12 protein-coding genes and 2 pseudogenes are annotated in these 16,068 nt (G+C 68.6%); 7 read left to right on the plus strand and 7 right to left on the minus strand.

The features are described 5' to 3' along the window. Positions 1–857, minus strand: a pseudogene (locus D7W79_RS44945) (hypothetical protein); the annotation flags it as partial. Between the two features lie 1,612 nt (positions 858–2,469). Between D7W79_RS44945 and D7W79_RS45730 the strand changes: the two are divergent. Next, positions 2,470–2,595 carry a hypothetical protein gene (locus D7W79_RS45730; RefSeq protein WP_272491379.1) on the plus strand — a complete coding sequence of 42 codons (126 nt, stop codon included), beginning with the start codon at positions 2,470–2,472 and terminating at the stop codon, positions 2,593–2,595. Positions 2,596–2,645: 50 nt separating this feature from the next. Here D7W79_RS45730 and D7W79_RS46085 read toward each other — a convergent pair. The 3 genes and pseudogenes from D7W79_RS46085 to D7W79_RS12000 form a co-directional block, all read right to left on the minus strand. Next, positions 2,646–3,011, minus strand: a pseudogene (locus D7W79_RS46085) (GspE/PulE/PilB domain-containing protein); the annotation flags it as partial. Positions 3,012–3,108: 97 nt separating this feature from the next. Next, positions 3,109–4,503 (minus strand): undecaprenyl-phosphate glucose phosphotransferase, encoded by a 1,395-nt coding sequence (locus D7W79_RS11995; protein ID WP_120525502.1) that lies wholly within the window; start codon positions 4,501–4,503, stop codon positions 3,109–3,111. 220 nt (positions 4,504–4,723) lie between these two features. After that, positions 4,724–5,854, minus strand: coding sequence for a glycosyltransferase (locus D7W79_RS12000; RefSeq protein WP_120525503.1), 1,131 nt, complete (start codon positions 5,852–5,854; stop codon positions 4,724–4,726). A gap of 95 nt (positions 5,855–5,949) precedes the next feature. Here D7W79_RS12000 and D7W79_RS12005 point away from each other — a divergent pair, with 95 nt between their 5' ends. The 4 genes from D7W79_RS12005 (at position 5,950) to D7W79_RS12020 (ending at position 10,745) form a co-directional block, all read left to right on the plus strand. After that, a complete protein-coding gene (locus D7W79_RS12005) occupies positions 5,950–7,008 on the plus strand; it encodes a glycosyltransferase family 4 protein (RefSeq protein ID WP_244221723.1) in 1,059 nt (352 codons plus the stop codon). Next, on the plus strand, positions 7,005–7,262 hold the full coding sequence (locus tag D7W79_RS12010) for a hypothetical protein (protein WP_120525505.1): 258 nt from the start codon (positions 7,005–7,007) through the stop codon (positions 7,260–7,262). Before D7W79_RS12005 ends, D7W79_RS12010 begins: the two co-directional genes overlap by 4 nt. After that, on the plus strand, positions 7,259–9,577 hold the full coding sequence (locus D7W79_RS12015; RefSeq protein WP_244221722.1) for a patatin-like phospholipase family protein: 2,319 nt from the start codon (positions 7,259–7,261) through the stop codon (positions 9,575–9,577). Before D7W79_RS12010 ends, D7W79_RS12015 begins: the two co-directional genes overlap by 4 nt. 70 nt (positions 9,578–9,647) lie before the next feature. Further along, positions 9,648–10,745, plus strand: a complete 1,098-nt coding sequence (locus D7W79_RS12020; protein WP_120525507.1) for a hypothetical protein — start codon at positions 9,648–9,650, stop codon at positions 10,743–10,745. Between the two features lie 38 nt (positions 10,746–10,783). Here the strand turns inward: D7W79_RS12020 and D7W79_RS12025 are convergent, their stop codons facing one another. The 3 genes from D7W79_RS12025 to D7W79_RS12035 form a co-directional block, all read right to left on the minus strand. Then, a complete protein-coding gene (locus tag D7W79_RS12025) occupies positions 10,784–11,650 on the minus strand; it encodes a GNAT family N-acetyltransferase (RefSeq protein WP_120525508.1) in 867 nt (288 codons plus the stop codon). Between the two features lie 182 nt (positions 11,651–11,832). Then, complete coding sequence (locus D7W79_RS12030; RefSeq protein WP_208729707.1) at positions 11,833–12,456, minus strand: hypothetical protein; 624 nt, start codon at positions 12,454–12,456, stop codon at positions 11,833–11,835. Then, positions 12,425–13,690, minus strand: a complete 1,266-nt coding sequence (locus tag D7W79_RS12035) for an O-antigen ligase family protein (RefSeq protein ID WP_120525510.1) — start codon at positions 13,688–13,690, stop codon at positions 12,425–12,427. Before D7W79_RS12035 ends, D7W79_RS12030 begins: the two co-directional genes overlap by 32 nt. 184 nt (positions 13,691–13,874) lie before the next feature. Between D7W79_RS12035 and D7W79_RS12040 the strand changes: the two genes are divergently transcribed. Both D7W79_RS12040 and D7W79_RS12045 read left to right on the plus strand, forming a co-directional pair. Continuing rightward, on the plus strand, positions 13,875–15,344 hold the full coding sequence (locus D7W79_RS12040; RefSeq protein WP_120525511.1) for an MDR family MFS transporter: 1,470 nt from the start codon (positions 13,875–13,877) through the stop codon (positions 15,342–15,344). A 174-nt stretch (positions 15,345–15,518) separates the two neighbouring features. Then, entirely contained in the window at positions 15,519–16,049 is a 531-nt protein-coding gene (locus D7W79_RS12045; protein ID WP_208729708.1) for a GNAT family N-acetyltransferase, read from the plus strand. Positions 16,050–16,068: the final 19 nt, after the last annotated feature.

Raw genomic sequence — 16,068 nt, forward strand, 5'->3', positions numbered from 1 at the left:
GGGCTGGGGGCGTCCTCCGGAGGCGCGGGGGCCACGGCGGCTGCCTTTGGCGCGGCGGCGACCTGCCAGGACTCGGCGGTTTCAGGAGGCGTGGCGGAGGGATTGGGTGAGTCTCCCGCCAGGCTGAATTCGAGAGCGTCCGCTTCGGCGTCCTGCGTGGCCGGTGCGGCAATGACAGACGCCGTCGAAGCCTCCACGGGTTCCAGCCGCGCCGGTTGATCCGCATCAAGGGGCAGACTCTCCGGCTTCGCGGCTTCGACAGCAGGGGGCGTTTCCGGGAGGTCTTCGAACTCCATCGCCTCCAAGAGCCCGTCGGACTTCGGGGCGTCCGCGATGGACGGTGTGGAGACGGGCTCCGGCGGAGGAGCTTCCTTCGATTCAGCCGTGGGCGTGAGTGCTTCGGGAGCCACGGCCAGGACCGGCTCCGCCTCGGGAATCGACGGAGCCTCATGCGGCTCGGCCGACATCACGTCCACGTCTCCGAGGACGTCCGAGGCTTCGGATGCCTTTGCCTTCTCATGAGGCTCGGCGGACATCACGTCCACGTCTTCGAGGACGTCCGAGGCTTTGAGTGTCTTTGCCTCTTCGTGCGGCTCGGCGGACATCACGTCCACGTCTTCGAGGACGTCCGTGGCTTCGGCAACGGTAGCCTTGGGCGGTTCCGCAGACACGGCATCCACGTCCTCGAGGATGTCGTCGTCGGAGAGATCATCGCCGGTCAGGACCGCCGCGGGATCGGGTGCCTTCTCGGCAGCGGCTGCGACAGGCGACGCAGCAGCCGCGGAATTGAACGACTCGGGGCTCAGGCTGACGTCGGCGTCTTCGACGAACTCGGCATCGAGCACCAGCTCGGACAACGATGAAGTCTGGGAGGGCTGAGCGGTGGGAGCGTCCGCCTTCGCATTCGACGGTGCGTCCGCAGCCACCTGCTTCTCGGAAGGGGCATCCGAGAATGCATCCGCCCACGTTCCTCCGAGGTCCGGAACCCCTCCGGTGGCGACCGAGACGTCCGAGGCTGTGATGGCTGGGGTGACTCCTGACGGGCGTCGGACCACGGGAGGCTGAGCTGCCCCTGAAGACAGCTCGACGACAGGATTGGAAGCGCTGGCAATCCCTACCGGAGCCGTCTCCTCGGAGGCGTTCGCGACGACGTCTGGAGTGAGCCCCACGACGGCATTCGTTCCACCCGACAGGCCTTGAGGCGCGACAACCGGAGCGGTTCCGTGAGAGGCATTCGCCGTCCCGACCGAGCCGTCAGCCGTGGCGGGCGACACGCTCCCGGGAGTGGCAGCCATGGGGCCAGACAGCCCTTGGACAGACGTAGCAGGCGGGCTTCCCGCCGCCTGGGCCATCGGAGCCGGGGGCCCTGGGGGAGGGGCGGCGACGGGACCCACTGCGCCCGGACGCGGCGGCGAAACGGACGCCGGCACACCCGTGGGAGGCACGGCGCCAGCGGCAACCGGAGGCATGGCTCCAGACGGAGGCCCCTGACGTGGTGGAGCCCCAGGCGGAGGCGGCTGACCTCCAGCGACACCAGGCCTTCCCTGCGCGGCATTCGGCGGTGCGGAGCCCGGCACACCAGGAGGCCCCATCGGACGCGCGCCTGGGGGTGCCCCGGCACCAGGAACCCCAGGCGCGGTCGGTGGACGGTGCCCAGGAGGCACGGGCCCCGCGCCAGCAGGAGCCATCATCGCGGGCCCAGGCATGCCCGGAGGCGGCCGAGGCGCCACCCCCGGAGGCATGCCGGGCGCTCCTGGCGGCGGTCCTGCCCGGACCATCCCCGGAGGCATCGGCGCGCCCGGAGGCCCCACAGGACGCGGCCCCGGTGCACCGGGTGCCCCCGGCGCGGCGGGACGCATGCCCGGAGGCGGCGTCTTCGGAACAGCAGGGATCCCCGTCGCTGAAGGCCGAGCCCCCGGCGGCACGGGCCCACTCCGCCCGACCATCCCAGGAGGCTGCGCTCCCGGAGCACCCGGCGGAGGCACCACGCGCGGAGGCACTCCGGCACCAGGAGGAGTCCCACCCGCGACAGCGCCCATCGGCGCTGCCCCATGCGGAGGCATCCCCGGAGCACCCACCATCGGCGCGGCTCCAGGAGGGGCCCCACCCGCGGAAGCCCCCATCGGCCCGGCACCCTGCGGAGGCATCCCCGAAGCCGGAGGCACACCCATCCCAGACGGAGGCACCCCGCCCTGCCGGGCCACCAGGCCCGGAGGCTGCGCCACCATGGCCAACCGGGGCGGCCCGGCCGGAGGACTCCCAGGCCGAGCCATCTCCACGACAGGCGGAGCACGCACCGGCTCCCCCATCACGATGTCCGGAAGCTCCTCGCCGACGATGGCCGCTTCGGCCAGGTCCGCTTCGGCCTCCTGATCCTCCGACTCATCACTGAGGAACTGTCCCGGCGCGAGCCCGCCAAACATCCCCGCCACCTCGGGCTCCGCGCGCACGGGCGCGGGCGGAGGCGGCATGGCCGGCGGCGGCACGACCACCGGCGCCGCGGAGAGGGACGCCACCGACGGCATGGACACCGAGCGGCGCGCGGGCACCGGAATGGCCGCCTTCAGCGGACGCGTCGGCCGGTCGATGCCGTAGCGCAGGTTCTGGTAGTGGAACAGCCGCAGCTCCGGCACCACGTACGGCACGATGCGCATGCCCGTGATGAACCCGAGCGCATCCGTGGTCTGCAGGTCCAGCGGGTTGGCCATCGCGACCTTCAGCCGCCGGCCCTCCACCGCGAGCGGGAACGCCTGGTGCTTCTCCGCCTGATCCGCCGTGAGCAGCTTCAGCGTCGCGTCGGTGACGGCGTCGAAGTCCGCCTCCATCGCGACGGGCAGCCGGGACAGCTCGCCCAGCACCATGCCCACCGTCTCGATGTCGAGGAACCCCAGCTCCACGAGCCGGGAGCCCAGCCGGCCTCCGTGCACGAGCTGCGCGCTCATGCCCTGGTCGAGCTGCGCCTGCGTCAGGAGGCCCTTGCGGACCAGCGTCAATCCCAGCTTGTCGGCCATGTCGGCCCGCAGTCTAGACGGCTTCGCGGTGCCAATGAGAGGGTGCGCGCGAATACGACCTGCGCGCCCGTCGTGCCCGCCTGCCTGCCGCTTACGCTCAGTACGCGTTCTTCGACAGGAAGCCCCCCAGCGCGGTGCGCAGGAGGATCTTCAGGTCCATCAGCAGCGACCAGTTCTCGATGTAGTACAGGTCGTACTCGATGCGCTTCTGGATGGACGTCTGGCCGCGCAGGCCGTTGATCTGCGCCCAGCCGGTAATGCCCGCCTTCACCTTGTGGCGCAGGTGGTAGCGCGGAATCTGGCGCTTGAACTCCTCGATGAAGACGGGCCGCTCCGGACGCGGGCCCACGAGGCTCATGTCGCCCCGGAGCACGTTGAAGAACTGCGGCAGCTCATCCAGCGAGTACTTGCGCAGGAACGTCCCCACCGGCGTGCGGCGCGCATCCACCGCGCTCGCCATGGTGGCGCCGTGCACTTCCGCGTCCACGCGCATGGTGCGGAACTTGAGGATGGAGAAGGTCCGCCCGTCCATGCCCATCCGCTCCTGACGGTAGAGGATGGGGCCCTTGCTCGTGAGGCGCACCAGCAGGGCCGTGAGCACCATCGTCGGCGCGCTGACCGCGATGGCCACCAGCGAGAACAGGATGTCGAACACGCGCTTGGCCACGCGGCTCCAGCCGTCCATGGGGTCGCCCTGGAGGCTGATGATGGGCAGGCCGCCGAACTCCTCCAGGCCCCCGTACAGGGTGATGTACTGGTACAGGTCCGGCACCACCTTGACGTCCACGGTGCGCAGCGCCAGCTGCTCCATCAGCGGCTTCACCCGCGCCTGGTCCTCCAGCGGCACGGCGATGATGACCTGATCCACCGGGTGGGCATCCAGGTAGGCCTCCACCCCGCCCACGTGGCCCACCACGCGCACGCCGCCCACCCACTGGCCGACCTTCTCCTCTTTGAGCGCCAGCACGCCCGTCACGCGGAAGCCCAGCTCGCGGTGGCTCTCCACCGTCTCGATGGTGCGCAGCCCCAGCTCCTCCTCGCCGATGACGAGGATGGACTTGAGGTTGTAGCCGCGCCGGCGCACCTCGCTGAGCAGGTGGCGCATGAACATGCGCGAGAGCGCGATGAGCGTGAAGGCGTAGACGACGAAGATGGCCAGCGTGAGGCGCGAGTAGCGCTCGCGGATGAAGTACGTCACCGCCACCAGGACGAGCGTCGCGGTGATGGTGGCCTTGAAGAGCTCGAACAGCTCCCCCATGTGCGAGCGCGCGCGGTTGGTCGCGTACAGCCGTGCCCGCTGGAACGTCATCGGGAAGATGACGAGCACCATCACCAGGGAGACGAACGTCTCGGCCGGGGGCGGGATGCCCTCGGTGATGGGGAACACGCCGCTGAAGCGGGTGAAGTACGCGAGCACGAACGCCACCGCGAGCATCCCCGCGTCGGCGGCGACCTTGATGGACGTGTAGAAGCGCTGCAGGCGACCGAACACCGCGATGACTCCTGACGGGGGAGACGAAGACCGTCCGTCGGATGCAAGACACGCACCCTTTGCCCCAGACACCGTCAGGCGCCCAGGCCCCTCCCCCGGCGCGGCGTCCTAGCACGGGTTTTCCCGTGAATCCAACCGGTTGGACCGCAGGGCACCCGACATCCTCCGACACGCCGAGCAGGCAGGCCTCGGGAAAGTGGGGACGGGGCGGACAGCGCTGTCACACCCCTGGGGAGGGCTTGGACAGCCCCAGCAGGGCGTCCACCTCGGCCTGGATGGCCTGCTGGAAGCGGGCGCGGCCGAAGCGCTCGGCCTGGGCGCGGGCGTCCTCGGGGCGGAAGGAGGCCTCCCACGCATCGAACTGGCGCACGGCGGCGGCGAGGGACGCGGGGGTCTGCTCGTCGAAGAAGAGGCCCGTCTTCGGGGTGACGGTCTCCAGGGCGCCGCCCTTGCCGAAGGCGATGACGGGGCGGCCGGTGGCCTGGGCCTCCAGGGGGGTGATGCCGAAGTCCTCCTCGGGGGTGAAGAGGAGCGCGCGGGCGTCGCGGTAGAGGGCGGGGAGCGCGCTGTCGGGAACGTTGCCGAGGAAGCGGATGTGGGGCGGAAGCGGACCGGACGTGAGGCGCGAGGCCTCCTGTCCCGTGCCCACGACCCACAGCGGGGTGTCCAGGGTGCGGAAGGCCTCCAGGGCGACGTCCAGGCGCTTGTAGGGGGCAAAGGCGCCGAGCCACAGGAAGTAGCCGCCCTGCCCTCCCCCTTCGAGCGGCACCTGCGTGAAGCGGTCGAGTTCCACGGGGGGCGGGACGACGGAGGCCTCGCGGCCCCAGAAGCGGCGGATCTTCCCGGCGATGTGCTGGGAGTTGGCGACGATGCGGTCCACGCCGTCGGTGGAGGCGCGGTCCCAGTGCTGGAGGTAGGGGCGCACGGCGAGGGCGGCGGCGCGGACGGGGAGGCGCGTGCGGCCGGGGCCGAAGTACTCGTCGAACAGGTCCCACATGTACCGCATGGGAGCGTGGACGTAGCTCAGGTGGGGCACGCCGGGAGGGGCGTGGATGCCCTTGGCGACGCAGTGGCTGGAGGACAGAACCAGGTCGTAGTCGCCGGTGATGCGCAGGGTTTCGATGGCGCGGGGAAACAGCGGCAGGAAGTGCCGGTAGCGCGAGTGGATGCCCGGGATGTGCTGGAGGAACGACGTGGTGATGCGTCGGTTCTCGATGCGCGCAGGCTGGCTGCCTGGCTGGTGGATGAGGGTGTAGAGGTCCGCGCTGGGGAACAGTTCGCAGAGGGCGTCGAGGACGCGCTCCCCGCCGCGGTGGGTGACGAGCCAGTCGTGGACGAGGGCGACCTTCACGGGAGGGCCTTCTAGCACTGGATGCGTGGCGGTGCGGGTGGAAGGCCGCGTGTGGTAGGCCAGGGAGCGTGCCTTCTGTCCTCCTCGACCTGAGAATGGTGCGCGGTCAGCTCCACGGCATCGCGAGGTACGCGCTGGAGCTGGCGCGCCGTCTGCCCGCCCTGGCCCCGGACCTGGAGTTCTCCGCGCTGGTCCCGGCGAAGGGCCTGCCGGATGACCTGGGCGAGCTGACGCCGAAGATTCCGCTGCACCGCTCCAGGGCGGGGTACCTGTCCCCGACCGAGCAGCCACTGCTGGCGTACGAGCTGACGAAGCTGAAGCCGGACCTGTTCCACGCGACGTCGTTCTCGTTGCCACTGTTCTGGCCGGGCAAGCTGGTGGCGACGTTGCACGACGCGAACCACCTGGCGCTGGCGGAGCAGTACACGCCGGTGCAGGCCATTTATTACAAGGCCGTGGTGGGGCCACGGGCGCGGTTGGCGTCCGCGCTGATCACCGTGTCTGACTTTTCCCGGGAGGAATTGGGGAAGTATCTGAAGATGTCGCCGTACCGGTTCCAGGTGATCCACAACGGTGTGGATTCGCGGTTCCAGCCGCCGACGGCGAGTGAGGCAAAGGCGTTCCGGGAGCGGCACGAGTTGCCGGAGCGGTACATCGCGGTGGTGGGCAACGCGAAGCCGTTCAAGAACCTGGCGATGCTGGGCAAGTTCGCGCCAGACCTGCCGGTGCCATTGGTGCTGCTCGCGGGCAAGGGCGCGGTGGCGCACGAGACGGGCCTGCACGAGAACGTCATCGACCTGGAGCAACTGCCCGAGTCGGAGATGCCGTTGTTCTACGGGGCCGCCACGGCCCTGCTCCTGCCATCGAAGTACGAGGGATTTGGATTGCCTGCGCTCGAAGCGATGGCGTCTGGATGTCCCGTCATCGCCGCGGATGCGACAGCACTTCCGGAAGTCGTGGGCGACGCCGCGCTACGAGTCCCGCCCGACGACATCACGTCCTGGCATGAAACATCGCTTCGAATTCTCAGGGACGAAAACCTGCGCCGGAGCTTGATTGAACTGGGCAGGGAGCGAGCGGCCCGATTCACCTGGGACCGATGTGCTCAGCAGACCCTCGGCGTCTTCAGGCGGGCCCTGCAGGGAAGGCCATGACTCTCCGTCGTAAAGGCACGCGGCGTATCGTCGTCGGGAGCAGGCCCTACCGCTGGACCGTGGCTCCAAACGATGAGCCCGGGCTCGGCATCGTCGTGGAGCATGAGTCAGGGCAAGGTCAGCGCATGGTGACCTGGGTGGAGCACGGAACGGTCATCTCTCCGGGCCTCGTCAAGGAGGTCATCAACCACGCGCTCGAAGCAGGTTGGCACCCCGAGCAACCCGGGGTCGAGCGGGTCTTCAGGCGCGAATGAACCGCTCCATGATCAACCCGGCGAAATCAAGCGTCCGTGGCCTGCTGACCCGCACCATCGCCTGCATGCTGCTCCTGGTTGCTTCGAACGCGAGTGCCCAGGTCCTCCCCGCCCTCCAGTCCGCGACGCCGAAGGCCGTGTCGCTGACCGTGAGTGGCGGCGTGTCCCTGGGGACGTATGAGGCAGGGTTCCTGTATTACTCGGGGACGTCGTCGCAGGGAGAGCGCGCGGTGGACCTGCGGCTTGTGACAGGCGCCTCCGCGGGGAGCCTCAACGCGCTGCTGGCGGTGATGGCCACCTGTGGCGTGGATGCCCCCACCCCGGGCCAATCGCTGTTCTGGGACATCTGGGTTCCGATTGGGTTCAATGACCTGTTCGTCCCCTCCTCGACGACCCCGCTCGGTGTCTTCTCCCGGGAGGCACTGGAGCGGCGTGCTGGCCACATCGAACAGGCTTGGAATCGGGGCCTGGAGTCGTCCTGCGACGTGGTGCTCGGGGTATCGACGACGCGCCTCTCGCCTCGCGCCCTCCAGGCCGCGAATGGAAGGCTCGACCTGCCGCGACTCGAGGAGAAGTTCGCCATCCGAATCCAGGGACGCGGGCCGGGACGCCCTCCTCGCGCGACCAACTACACGACTCGCGAGGGCCGCCGTCTGGAGTTGATGCTGGAGACCGACGAGCAGGGGGAAATCCCCTTCGCGAATCTGCGCGAGCTTCTCCTCGCGTCCATGTCCTTCCCCATCGCATTCCCGCCCCAGCCACTGCGCACCTGCGCGCCTACCGCCTCCACGAAGCCTGGGGTCTGCCTGCCAGCGGATGCGCGGCGGGAACTCTTCATCGACGGCGGCGTCTTCGACAACACACCGCTCCGTCTGGCCGTGGGGCTTGCTCGCGATGGTCTGCGCGAAACAGCGGACGGCAAGCTCGCGTGGCGCCCGGTTCCACAGCCGGACGTGCGCACGACGCCCCCGGGTATCGCGTTCGCCTTCATCGACCCGGACGCGACCGAGTACCCGGTTGCGCCCCCTGCCCAGGCTGACGCCAGTCCCACCTCCCTGCCCGCGACACTCGCGGGGCTCCTGGCCACCTTCGTGGATACAGCGCGTTCGAAGGAACTGGCCATGCTCCTGGAGGAGGAGCCGGAGATCGCCCAGCGCCTCACCTTGCCGCGCAGGCACTTCCCCGCTGCCGGTGCGCCCCTGTTCGCATTCCTCGGCTTTTTCGAGACCAGCTTCCGTGTTTTTGATTTCTACCTCGGAATGTATGACGCCCGCCGGATGATGGATGACGCGTTCCGGGAAGGGCGGACGCAGGCGGAAAAGCCTCGCGCGACGGCAATGGATGGCCTTGGCGGATGGCAGCCTTTCGCATGCATGAGCGCCGTCTATGACGCCTCACCGGGCGCGGAGGAACTGTGTCAGGGCGAAGCGCTGGCGGACTTCCGGGCACTGTTGCAGATGTCCTTGGACCAGCTCTACGACGCCTGTAGCAAGCCCGCGGTGAAAGCCAACGCTGGCGCCTGGCGCAACACGCACTGTGACCGCGCCCTCGCGGGACAGCCGCCGCCCAGGGTCCCCGGTCTTCAGCCTGGCGAGTGGCCGGAATGGAAGCAGGGCGAGAAGGAATCCGAGCTGGCGTATTCGATGCGACTGCTCGGAGCCTACGGCTTCGGGTTCCGCGACCTGGGAGTGCCGAAGGGCCGAGGGGATCTCGCGGTCCTGCGCATCCGTCATTCACTCGGAGCTGCCGCCCACCGGCTCGCGGAGGTGCAGCCCGCTTCCGACAAGCCCACGGTCCGCTTCGCCAGCAAGCTCGCGGTGGACAGCATCAGCTATGAGCCCCAGCGCCTGTCGCTGCACGTCACGATGGGGCCCACGGAGAGCGAGGTGGGCTTGAGCGTCGGAGCCTCCGAGACGCCGCTGTCGTCCGGGCTCCGGTTCGCGGGCGCGCTCGGGTTCCGCGGGCTGGAAGATGTGTTGTCCTCGGGAAGCAGCAGCGACCCCTTCGGCGTGGCCCTCACGGGAGGGCTCGAGTTCCAGCCACGCTCGGAGCAGACATTCCTCTCCCAGAGCCGCCTCGCGCTTCGCGCCGGCTGGTTGTTCAGCGCGAACGACGACTACGGGACGAACCTCTGCACGGACGGAGGCGCCAGTCACGTGACCGCTTGCTCACGGCCCGTCGTTCAGGCGCTCGTGGGCATCACCTTCCTCGAGTTCCTGCGGGCCCAGGTGGTCGGTGAGTGGTTCCCGGGAAGCAGCTCCCGGAAGACGCTCTGGTCCGTGGCCCCGGGCATCGGCCTGGAGCTGGGGCTCTGACAACGCCTCGCGAAGAACCAGGACGCGAACCCCGGCGATCCGTGATGTGGGCGCAAAGTCACGTACATCCATGATCTCCATTCGGTCCATCGCGCTCTCCTGTGTGGTCGTGCTCGGCTTTTTCGCCGCGTGCAGTGACGATTCCCCCAACCCCGGCGGGACACCCGACGCGTCCGTGCCTGATGGTTCCGTGCCGGAGATGTGCACCACCGAGGGCACCACGCAGTGCGGCGACACCTGCGTGAACACCGACACCGATCCGGCACACTGCGGAGGGTGCGACCAGGCCTGCATGGCCATCGAGGACTGTCGGAGCGGCCTCTGCGTCGCGGTCTGCCGGATTGGCGGTGAGCAGTTCCTGGCCGGGGCGGTGAACGCGGCGAATGCCTGCGAGGTCTGCGCGCCCGCGACGTCCGCGGCCACGTGGACCCCACTCGCGGATGGAGCGTCGTGTGGCTCAGGACAGCTCTGCTCTGCCGGCGCATGCAGTTCGCAGTGCCTCATCAACGGCACGTTCTACCCTGCGGGTACTCCGAACCCGGCGAATGCCTGCGAAGTCTGCACACCCGCGACGTCGACGACGACGTGGTCTCCGCGCGAGGCCATTCCACTGCTGGTTGGCGGCACCGACATCGCGGAGCAAGGCTGGACGGCGTACTCGCAGGCGCCGAACACGCTCACCTACGGCGCGGACCATGTCCGCCTCGCGACGTCGACCAACACCGGCGCTCAAACGAGCGGACAGCTGCTCCTCGCGAAGACGAACGCGCTCGACCCGACGCAGCCGTTCACACTCCGCGTGACGATGCAGGTTGAATCGGTGAGCGGGCACAACCCGCTCGACAGCGGCGCGGCCATCCTGGGGGGCATCACTGGTTCGGTCGGCAACCAGGCGGAGCGCTCGCAGATGATCTACCTGGACAGCGCGGCGATTGGCTGGGCGGATGACACGCAGTCCTCGGCGTTCGCCGTGACCGATGGCGCGTATCACGTCTACGAGCTCGCAGTGAATGCCGACAAGGTGGCGACAGTGAGCGTCGATGGCGTCGCGAAGCTCACCCGGAACAACTTCGTGACGAACGGCACCATCGCCATTGGCGATCAGACCAACGATCGGAACGTCGACGGCGTGGTGCGGATCAAGTCGGTCGAGAAGCTCTGCCAGTGAGTCTCACTTCTGTCCCATGGATTGGCATGGGGACAGATTTACGTGTGGGCCATGATCGGGAACCTGTGGGCCTCTGGTGAGAGCCGGAGGTTCCGCACGAACAGGTCGGCCTCCATGTCCTCACCGGCCTCCACGGCGCAGGGCCAGTAACGCTCCGGGGTGAAGCCGAAGCGGATGGACCGGATGGGCCGGTCAATCAGCCGGGGGATCCAGGCTCGCAGGTCGAAGGGCTCGCGGGCGAAGACGTCGTCGAGGTACAGCGTCTCGCCTTCGACTCCCGCGAACGTCCAGGCGTCCGTTCCCAGCTGGCGCAGAGGCCTCGCGAAGCCATTGGCCACGGGCCAGCTCGCCACCGCCCCGTAGCCCCGCGCGCCGAAACGCTCCGTGGAAGGAAGTCCCTCGCTGGAGAGCATGGTGAGTCCAGCGCGCACGGCCGCTTCCTCCAGTGAGAGCGTGGGGGCGGGTGGGCCTTCAGGCACGGCTTCGTAGCTGGCGGAGAACAACGTCTGCATCTGCGGTTGGAACCCGAAGCGCGGGTAGAACTGACGCACCTTGGGGTTGGCGAAGAGCAACACCGGTGCCTCCCCGCACCCGTCCAGCGCTGCGTTCATGACCACCCGTGCCAGTCCCCGTCCACGATGCGACGGCAGGCAGCCCACGGCCCCAAGCTGGTAGGCCGTCACCTCGCGCCCTTCCAGCAGCAGACGCATCCGCATCACGGAGGCATTGGCCACCACGCGGCCGGCCTCCAGCAAAGCGAACGCACGATAGGCGTCGTTCCACTCACCCCATGCGCGCCAACGACGGAAATCCGCGCGGCGGAACACCTGGGGCACATAGTCACAGAACAGCTCCTGCAACCCGGCATCGAACTGCCCGATCTCAGTGACCGCAACGGAGTCCATTACACGCCCCCAATCAGATCGAAAGCTCAATCAACTCCATGGCTGAGCGCACCTCATGACTGCACGAGCCCAGTTCCCAGACGAACATGAACGACCGGTGCACGCTGGGGCAGCAGGGGGCATGTGTGCAAAGCTCGTGGCATGTCTCGCCTCGATGCCACCAACCTCCAGCGCAAGCGAAGTCACCGTGCAAGGATTCTTGCCACGGGCACGCGGTAGAACTGAACCAGCTTGCCGGGCGCCCACGTCGCCTGCCAGGCCATCCGGATTTCGTCGCGCTCGGTGATTGCGTTACGCCGATCTGGGTGACACACAATGTGATCGTAGGGCCGCGTGCCGGCGTACCAGTGCATCTTCGCCGCCTCTCCGCACAGCAACACTCGCTCGGCTTTGGCGAGTAACGGTTTATTGATCTCCGCGGCGCTCTTCAAATACGGAGCCTCATCAGCTTCGCGGGCCGCCCCATCGAGAAAATGGTACGAGAGGTTAATGAAGCCAATGCCAAAATCCACCAAACGCATGAAGCAGTCGGCAGGGGTGGTGAAGCGCGCCTGAAGTGCCTCTGGCGTGAAGCCGAGGGCCTGCAGCACGATCCCACCGCTGCATGTGTCATCAAACTGCTCGCGCCAACTCCCTTTACAGAAAGGGATGCCGATGGGATCTGTGGGAAACGGGTCCTTGCCACTGATCAAGAGCTGTAGACGCTCGCAGCTCGTCAGCAACCCCAAGTAGGCTGATGAAAGTGGCACATGACGGATTGACCGCACGCGCTTTTCACGTTTGGTTTTTTCTTTCGCCATAATCATTCAATCCCAGCCCCCACACGAACATGAACGACAGGTGCACGCTGGGGTGGAACGGCAGGTAGTGCACCAGGGCCAGGACGTGGAAGCCCACGAAGGACAGCAGGGCTCCCGTGGCCGGGATGGAACCCGCCCGGTGTCTTCGCACCAGCGCCCTCGCCAGCAGGCCGTGCATCGTCGCCAGCAGCACCAACCCCACGAGCCCTGTCTCCGCCCAGGCCGTCAGCCAGATATTGTGGGAGTCCGTGGCCAGCAGGTCCGTGATGCCCGTCTCCGCCTGCGTCGCCAGTGCCGCGGGTTTGTGATTGCCGAAGCCCACTCCTACCAACGGATGCTCGCGCACCAGGCGCCACCCCACGGACATCGCCAGCGAGCGCTCTCCGCTGCCGAAGAGGTTGTCCACCGCCTTGCCGAACCGCTCGCGCCACGCGGGCGTCAGCAGGACCGCGACCACCAGCGCCACCGCCACCCCGAGCCCGGCCTTCCTCGCCGTCCCCCGCAGCAACAGCAGCAGCGCCAGCACGCACACGCCCAGCGCCGCTCCCAGCGCCGCGCGCGCGAATGCTCCGTAGATGGACAGCAGCAGTCCCAACACCATCACGCCCGCCAGCACGCGCCGCCGCGTCACCTTCGACCGACCGATCACCGCCAGCGCCGGGCCCAGCACGGCGATCGCTCCGTGCGCGAACCTCAGCCGGTGGAAGAAGAAGCCTCCCGCCGCGTACCTCGGGTTCTCCTCCGTCCCGAAGTTCTCGTGCAGGCGCGACAGGTTCAGCTTCGTGAACTTCGGTGGCTCCCAGGGCCACGGCACGCGGTGCTGGAACAACCCCAGGGCCGCCGCCGCGAGCCAGCCTCCCGCGATGAGGCCTCCCAGCATCAGCCACGGCACGCCCAGCGTCCCGATGCACGCGACCGCCGCTCCCGCCACCGTGTCCAGCGCCTGGCCGTACCTCGCGCCCCTCGGCCACTTCGCCGCGGCTCCCGTCATCAGCGCCACCGCTGGGGACAGGAGCTGCCAGACACACAGGGCGACGCTCGCCAGCACGAACGCCCTCACGTCCTTCTCCAGCCGCAGCCGCTTCGTCACCGCCAGCGCCAGGGCCAGCGCCGTGGCCAGGATGGCTCCGGCCTGGAGCACCGCCTCCGCCAGCACCAGCCCCACCGCGTAGAGCCCCAACACCGCGGCGACCGCCGTCCGCCAGCGCCCTGCTTCGACTGTCTTGGTATCCGTGACCATGCCGTGCGCCTCGAATCCGCGAGGCCGCTGGACCCTATCCCACCTCGCGGGCCCCCGCGCTTGCGGACTGGGCCTGGAATCCCCGGCGATGGCCCCCATCGCGACATTTCACGCGCTTGACGTTGGCGGTCCGGACAGGCACGCGTTACCCAGCGTCCTTTCCCGGGGCCCCACCGTTCAAGCCATGCGCACCACCCATCGACCTTTCACCACCCTGGCCCTGGCGCTGTGCCTCTTCGTGGCCGCGCTGGAGATGACCGTCGTCTCCACCGCCATGCCCACGGTGGTCGCCGACCTGGGCGGTATCCAGCACTACGCGTGGGTCTTCACCGCGTACATGCTGTCGTCCACCATCACCGTGCCCATCTACGGGAAGCTCGCCGACCTCTACGGCCGCAAGCCCGTCATCCTCTTCGGCACCACCCTGTTCCTGCTGTCCTCCATCGCGTGCGGGCTCTCCACGTCGATGAACATGCTGATCGCCTTCCGCGTCCTCCAGGGCCTGGGCGCCGGCGCCATGCAGCCCATCGCCATCACCATCATCGGGGACATCTACACGCTGGAGCAGCGCGGAAAGGTCCAGGGCGCGTTCAGCGCCGTGTGGGGCATCGCCGGCCTCGCGGGGCCGCTCACCGGCGGCCTCATCGTGAAGTACCTCACCTGGCACTGGATCTTCTTCATCAACATCCCCATCGGCATCGCGTCCATGGCGCTGCTCGTCGCGTTCTTCCACGAGCAGCTCCAGCGCAAGGCTCGCGCGCGGCTCGACTACGCGGGCGCGGCGCTCCTGTCCTCGGGCGTCGTGGCGCTGCTGTTCGGGGTGCAGGGCTCCGGACGGTCGCTGCTCGGCCTTCCGGTCGCCGCCGTGCTGCTCACCGCGTTCGTGTTCGTGGAGCTTCGCGCCGCCGAGCCCATCATCCCGATGAGCATCTTCAAGATTCCCACCATCGCCATCTCGAACGTGGTCGGCGCCCTCTTCTCCGCCGCCCAGTTCGGCGCGACCACCTACGTGCCCCTGTACGTGCAGGGCGTGCTCGGCGGTTCGGCCACCATGGCGGGCGGGATGATCACCCCGATGATCGTCGGCTGGCCGCTGGCGAGCCTCATCGGCGGCAAGCTCATGGTCCGCACCGGCTTCCGGCCGCTCATCGTCGGCGGCCTGGGGCTGGCGGCGATTGGCACCGCGCTGATGGCGTTCCTGCTCAAGCCGGGGGCGCCCATGCTCGTGCCGGAGATCGCCATGGGGCTGTTTGGCATTGGCCTGGGCTTCGCCGCCATGGCGACGATGGTCGCCGTGCAGACGACCGTGGGCTGGGAGCTTCGCGGCGTGGCCACGGCCAGCAACATGTTCTTCCGGACCATCGGGGGCTCGCTGGGCGTGGGCCTCATGGGCGGCGTGCTGGTGTCGCAGCTCATGAAGGACCCGAACGTCCCCGTGAGCGCCGCCGCGGAGCTGCTCGGCCCCGAGCACGGGCGCGGGCTGGCTCCCGCCATCCTCGAATCGCTTGGCGGCGCGCTGAACACCGGCCTGTCCATCAACTTCTGGATCATGTGCTCGGCGATGATCGCCGCGTTCGCCGCGGGACTGTTCTTCCCCAAGGTGAAGCGCATCTCCACGCCGGTGAACATGTCCGACGTCCCCGCCTCCCACTGAGCTGGAGGCGCGTGCAATGCTTCGCGGGCCATGCCCCGGACCGCGAAGCCGCCCTCCTCCCGGAAGCCGCGCACCTCCGCCAGGAAGGCTCCCTCGAAGCCACGCGCCCGGAAGGCGTCCGCGGCCAGGGCCACGGACGCCCCTCCGTCCCTGGACGGTCTCACCTTCCACCCCGTGGATGCCTCACACTGGAAGGACTTCGAGCGCCTCTTCGAAGCCCCCGGCGGCCCGAAGTACTGCTGGTGCATGGTCTGGCGAACGCAGGGCGCGGAGGCGCGTGACTTCAGCAGCGCGGACCGCAAGGCCGCCATGCGCGCTCGCGTGAAGGACCGCGTCCCCGTGGGCATCCTGGGCTACCTGGACGGCAAGCCCGTGGCGTGGTGCTCCATCGCTCCGCGCCCCACGTACCGCAAGAACCTGGGCGGCCCCACCCTGGAGGGTGAGAAGCCGGAGCAGGTCTGGTCGCTGGCGTGCTTCTTCATCCCTCGCGCCCTTCGTGGCCTGGGCATGACGCCGCGCCTCATCGCCGCCGCCGTCGACCATGCCCGGAAGAACGGGGCCACTGTCGTGGAGGCGTATCCCGTGGACGCGGATTCGCCCAGCTACCGGTTCATGGGCTTCGTGCCGACCTTCACGTCCGCCGGCTTCGAGGAGGTCGGACGCGCGGGCTCCCGGCGCCATGTCATGCGTCTGTCATTGCACTGAGGATTCACATTGCGCGGTG

Origin of the sequence: Corallococcus exercitus, from assembly GCF_003611585.1 — a bacterium.
Classification (GTDB): domain Bacteria; phylum Myxococcota; class Myxococcia; order Myxococcales; family Myxococcaceae; genus Corallococcus; species Corallococcus exercitus.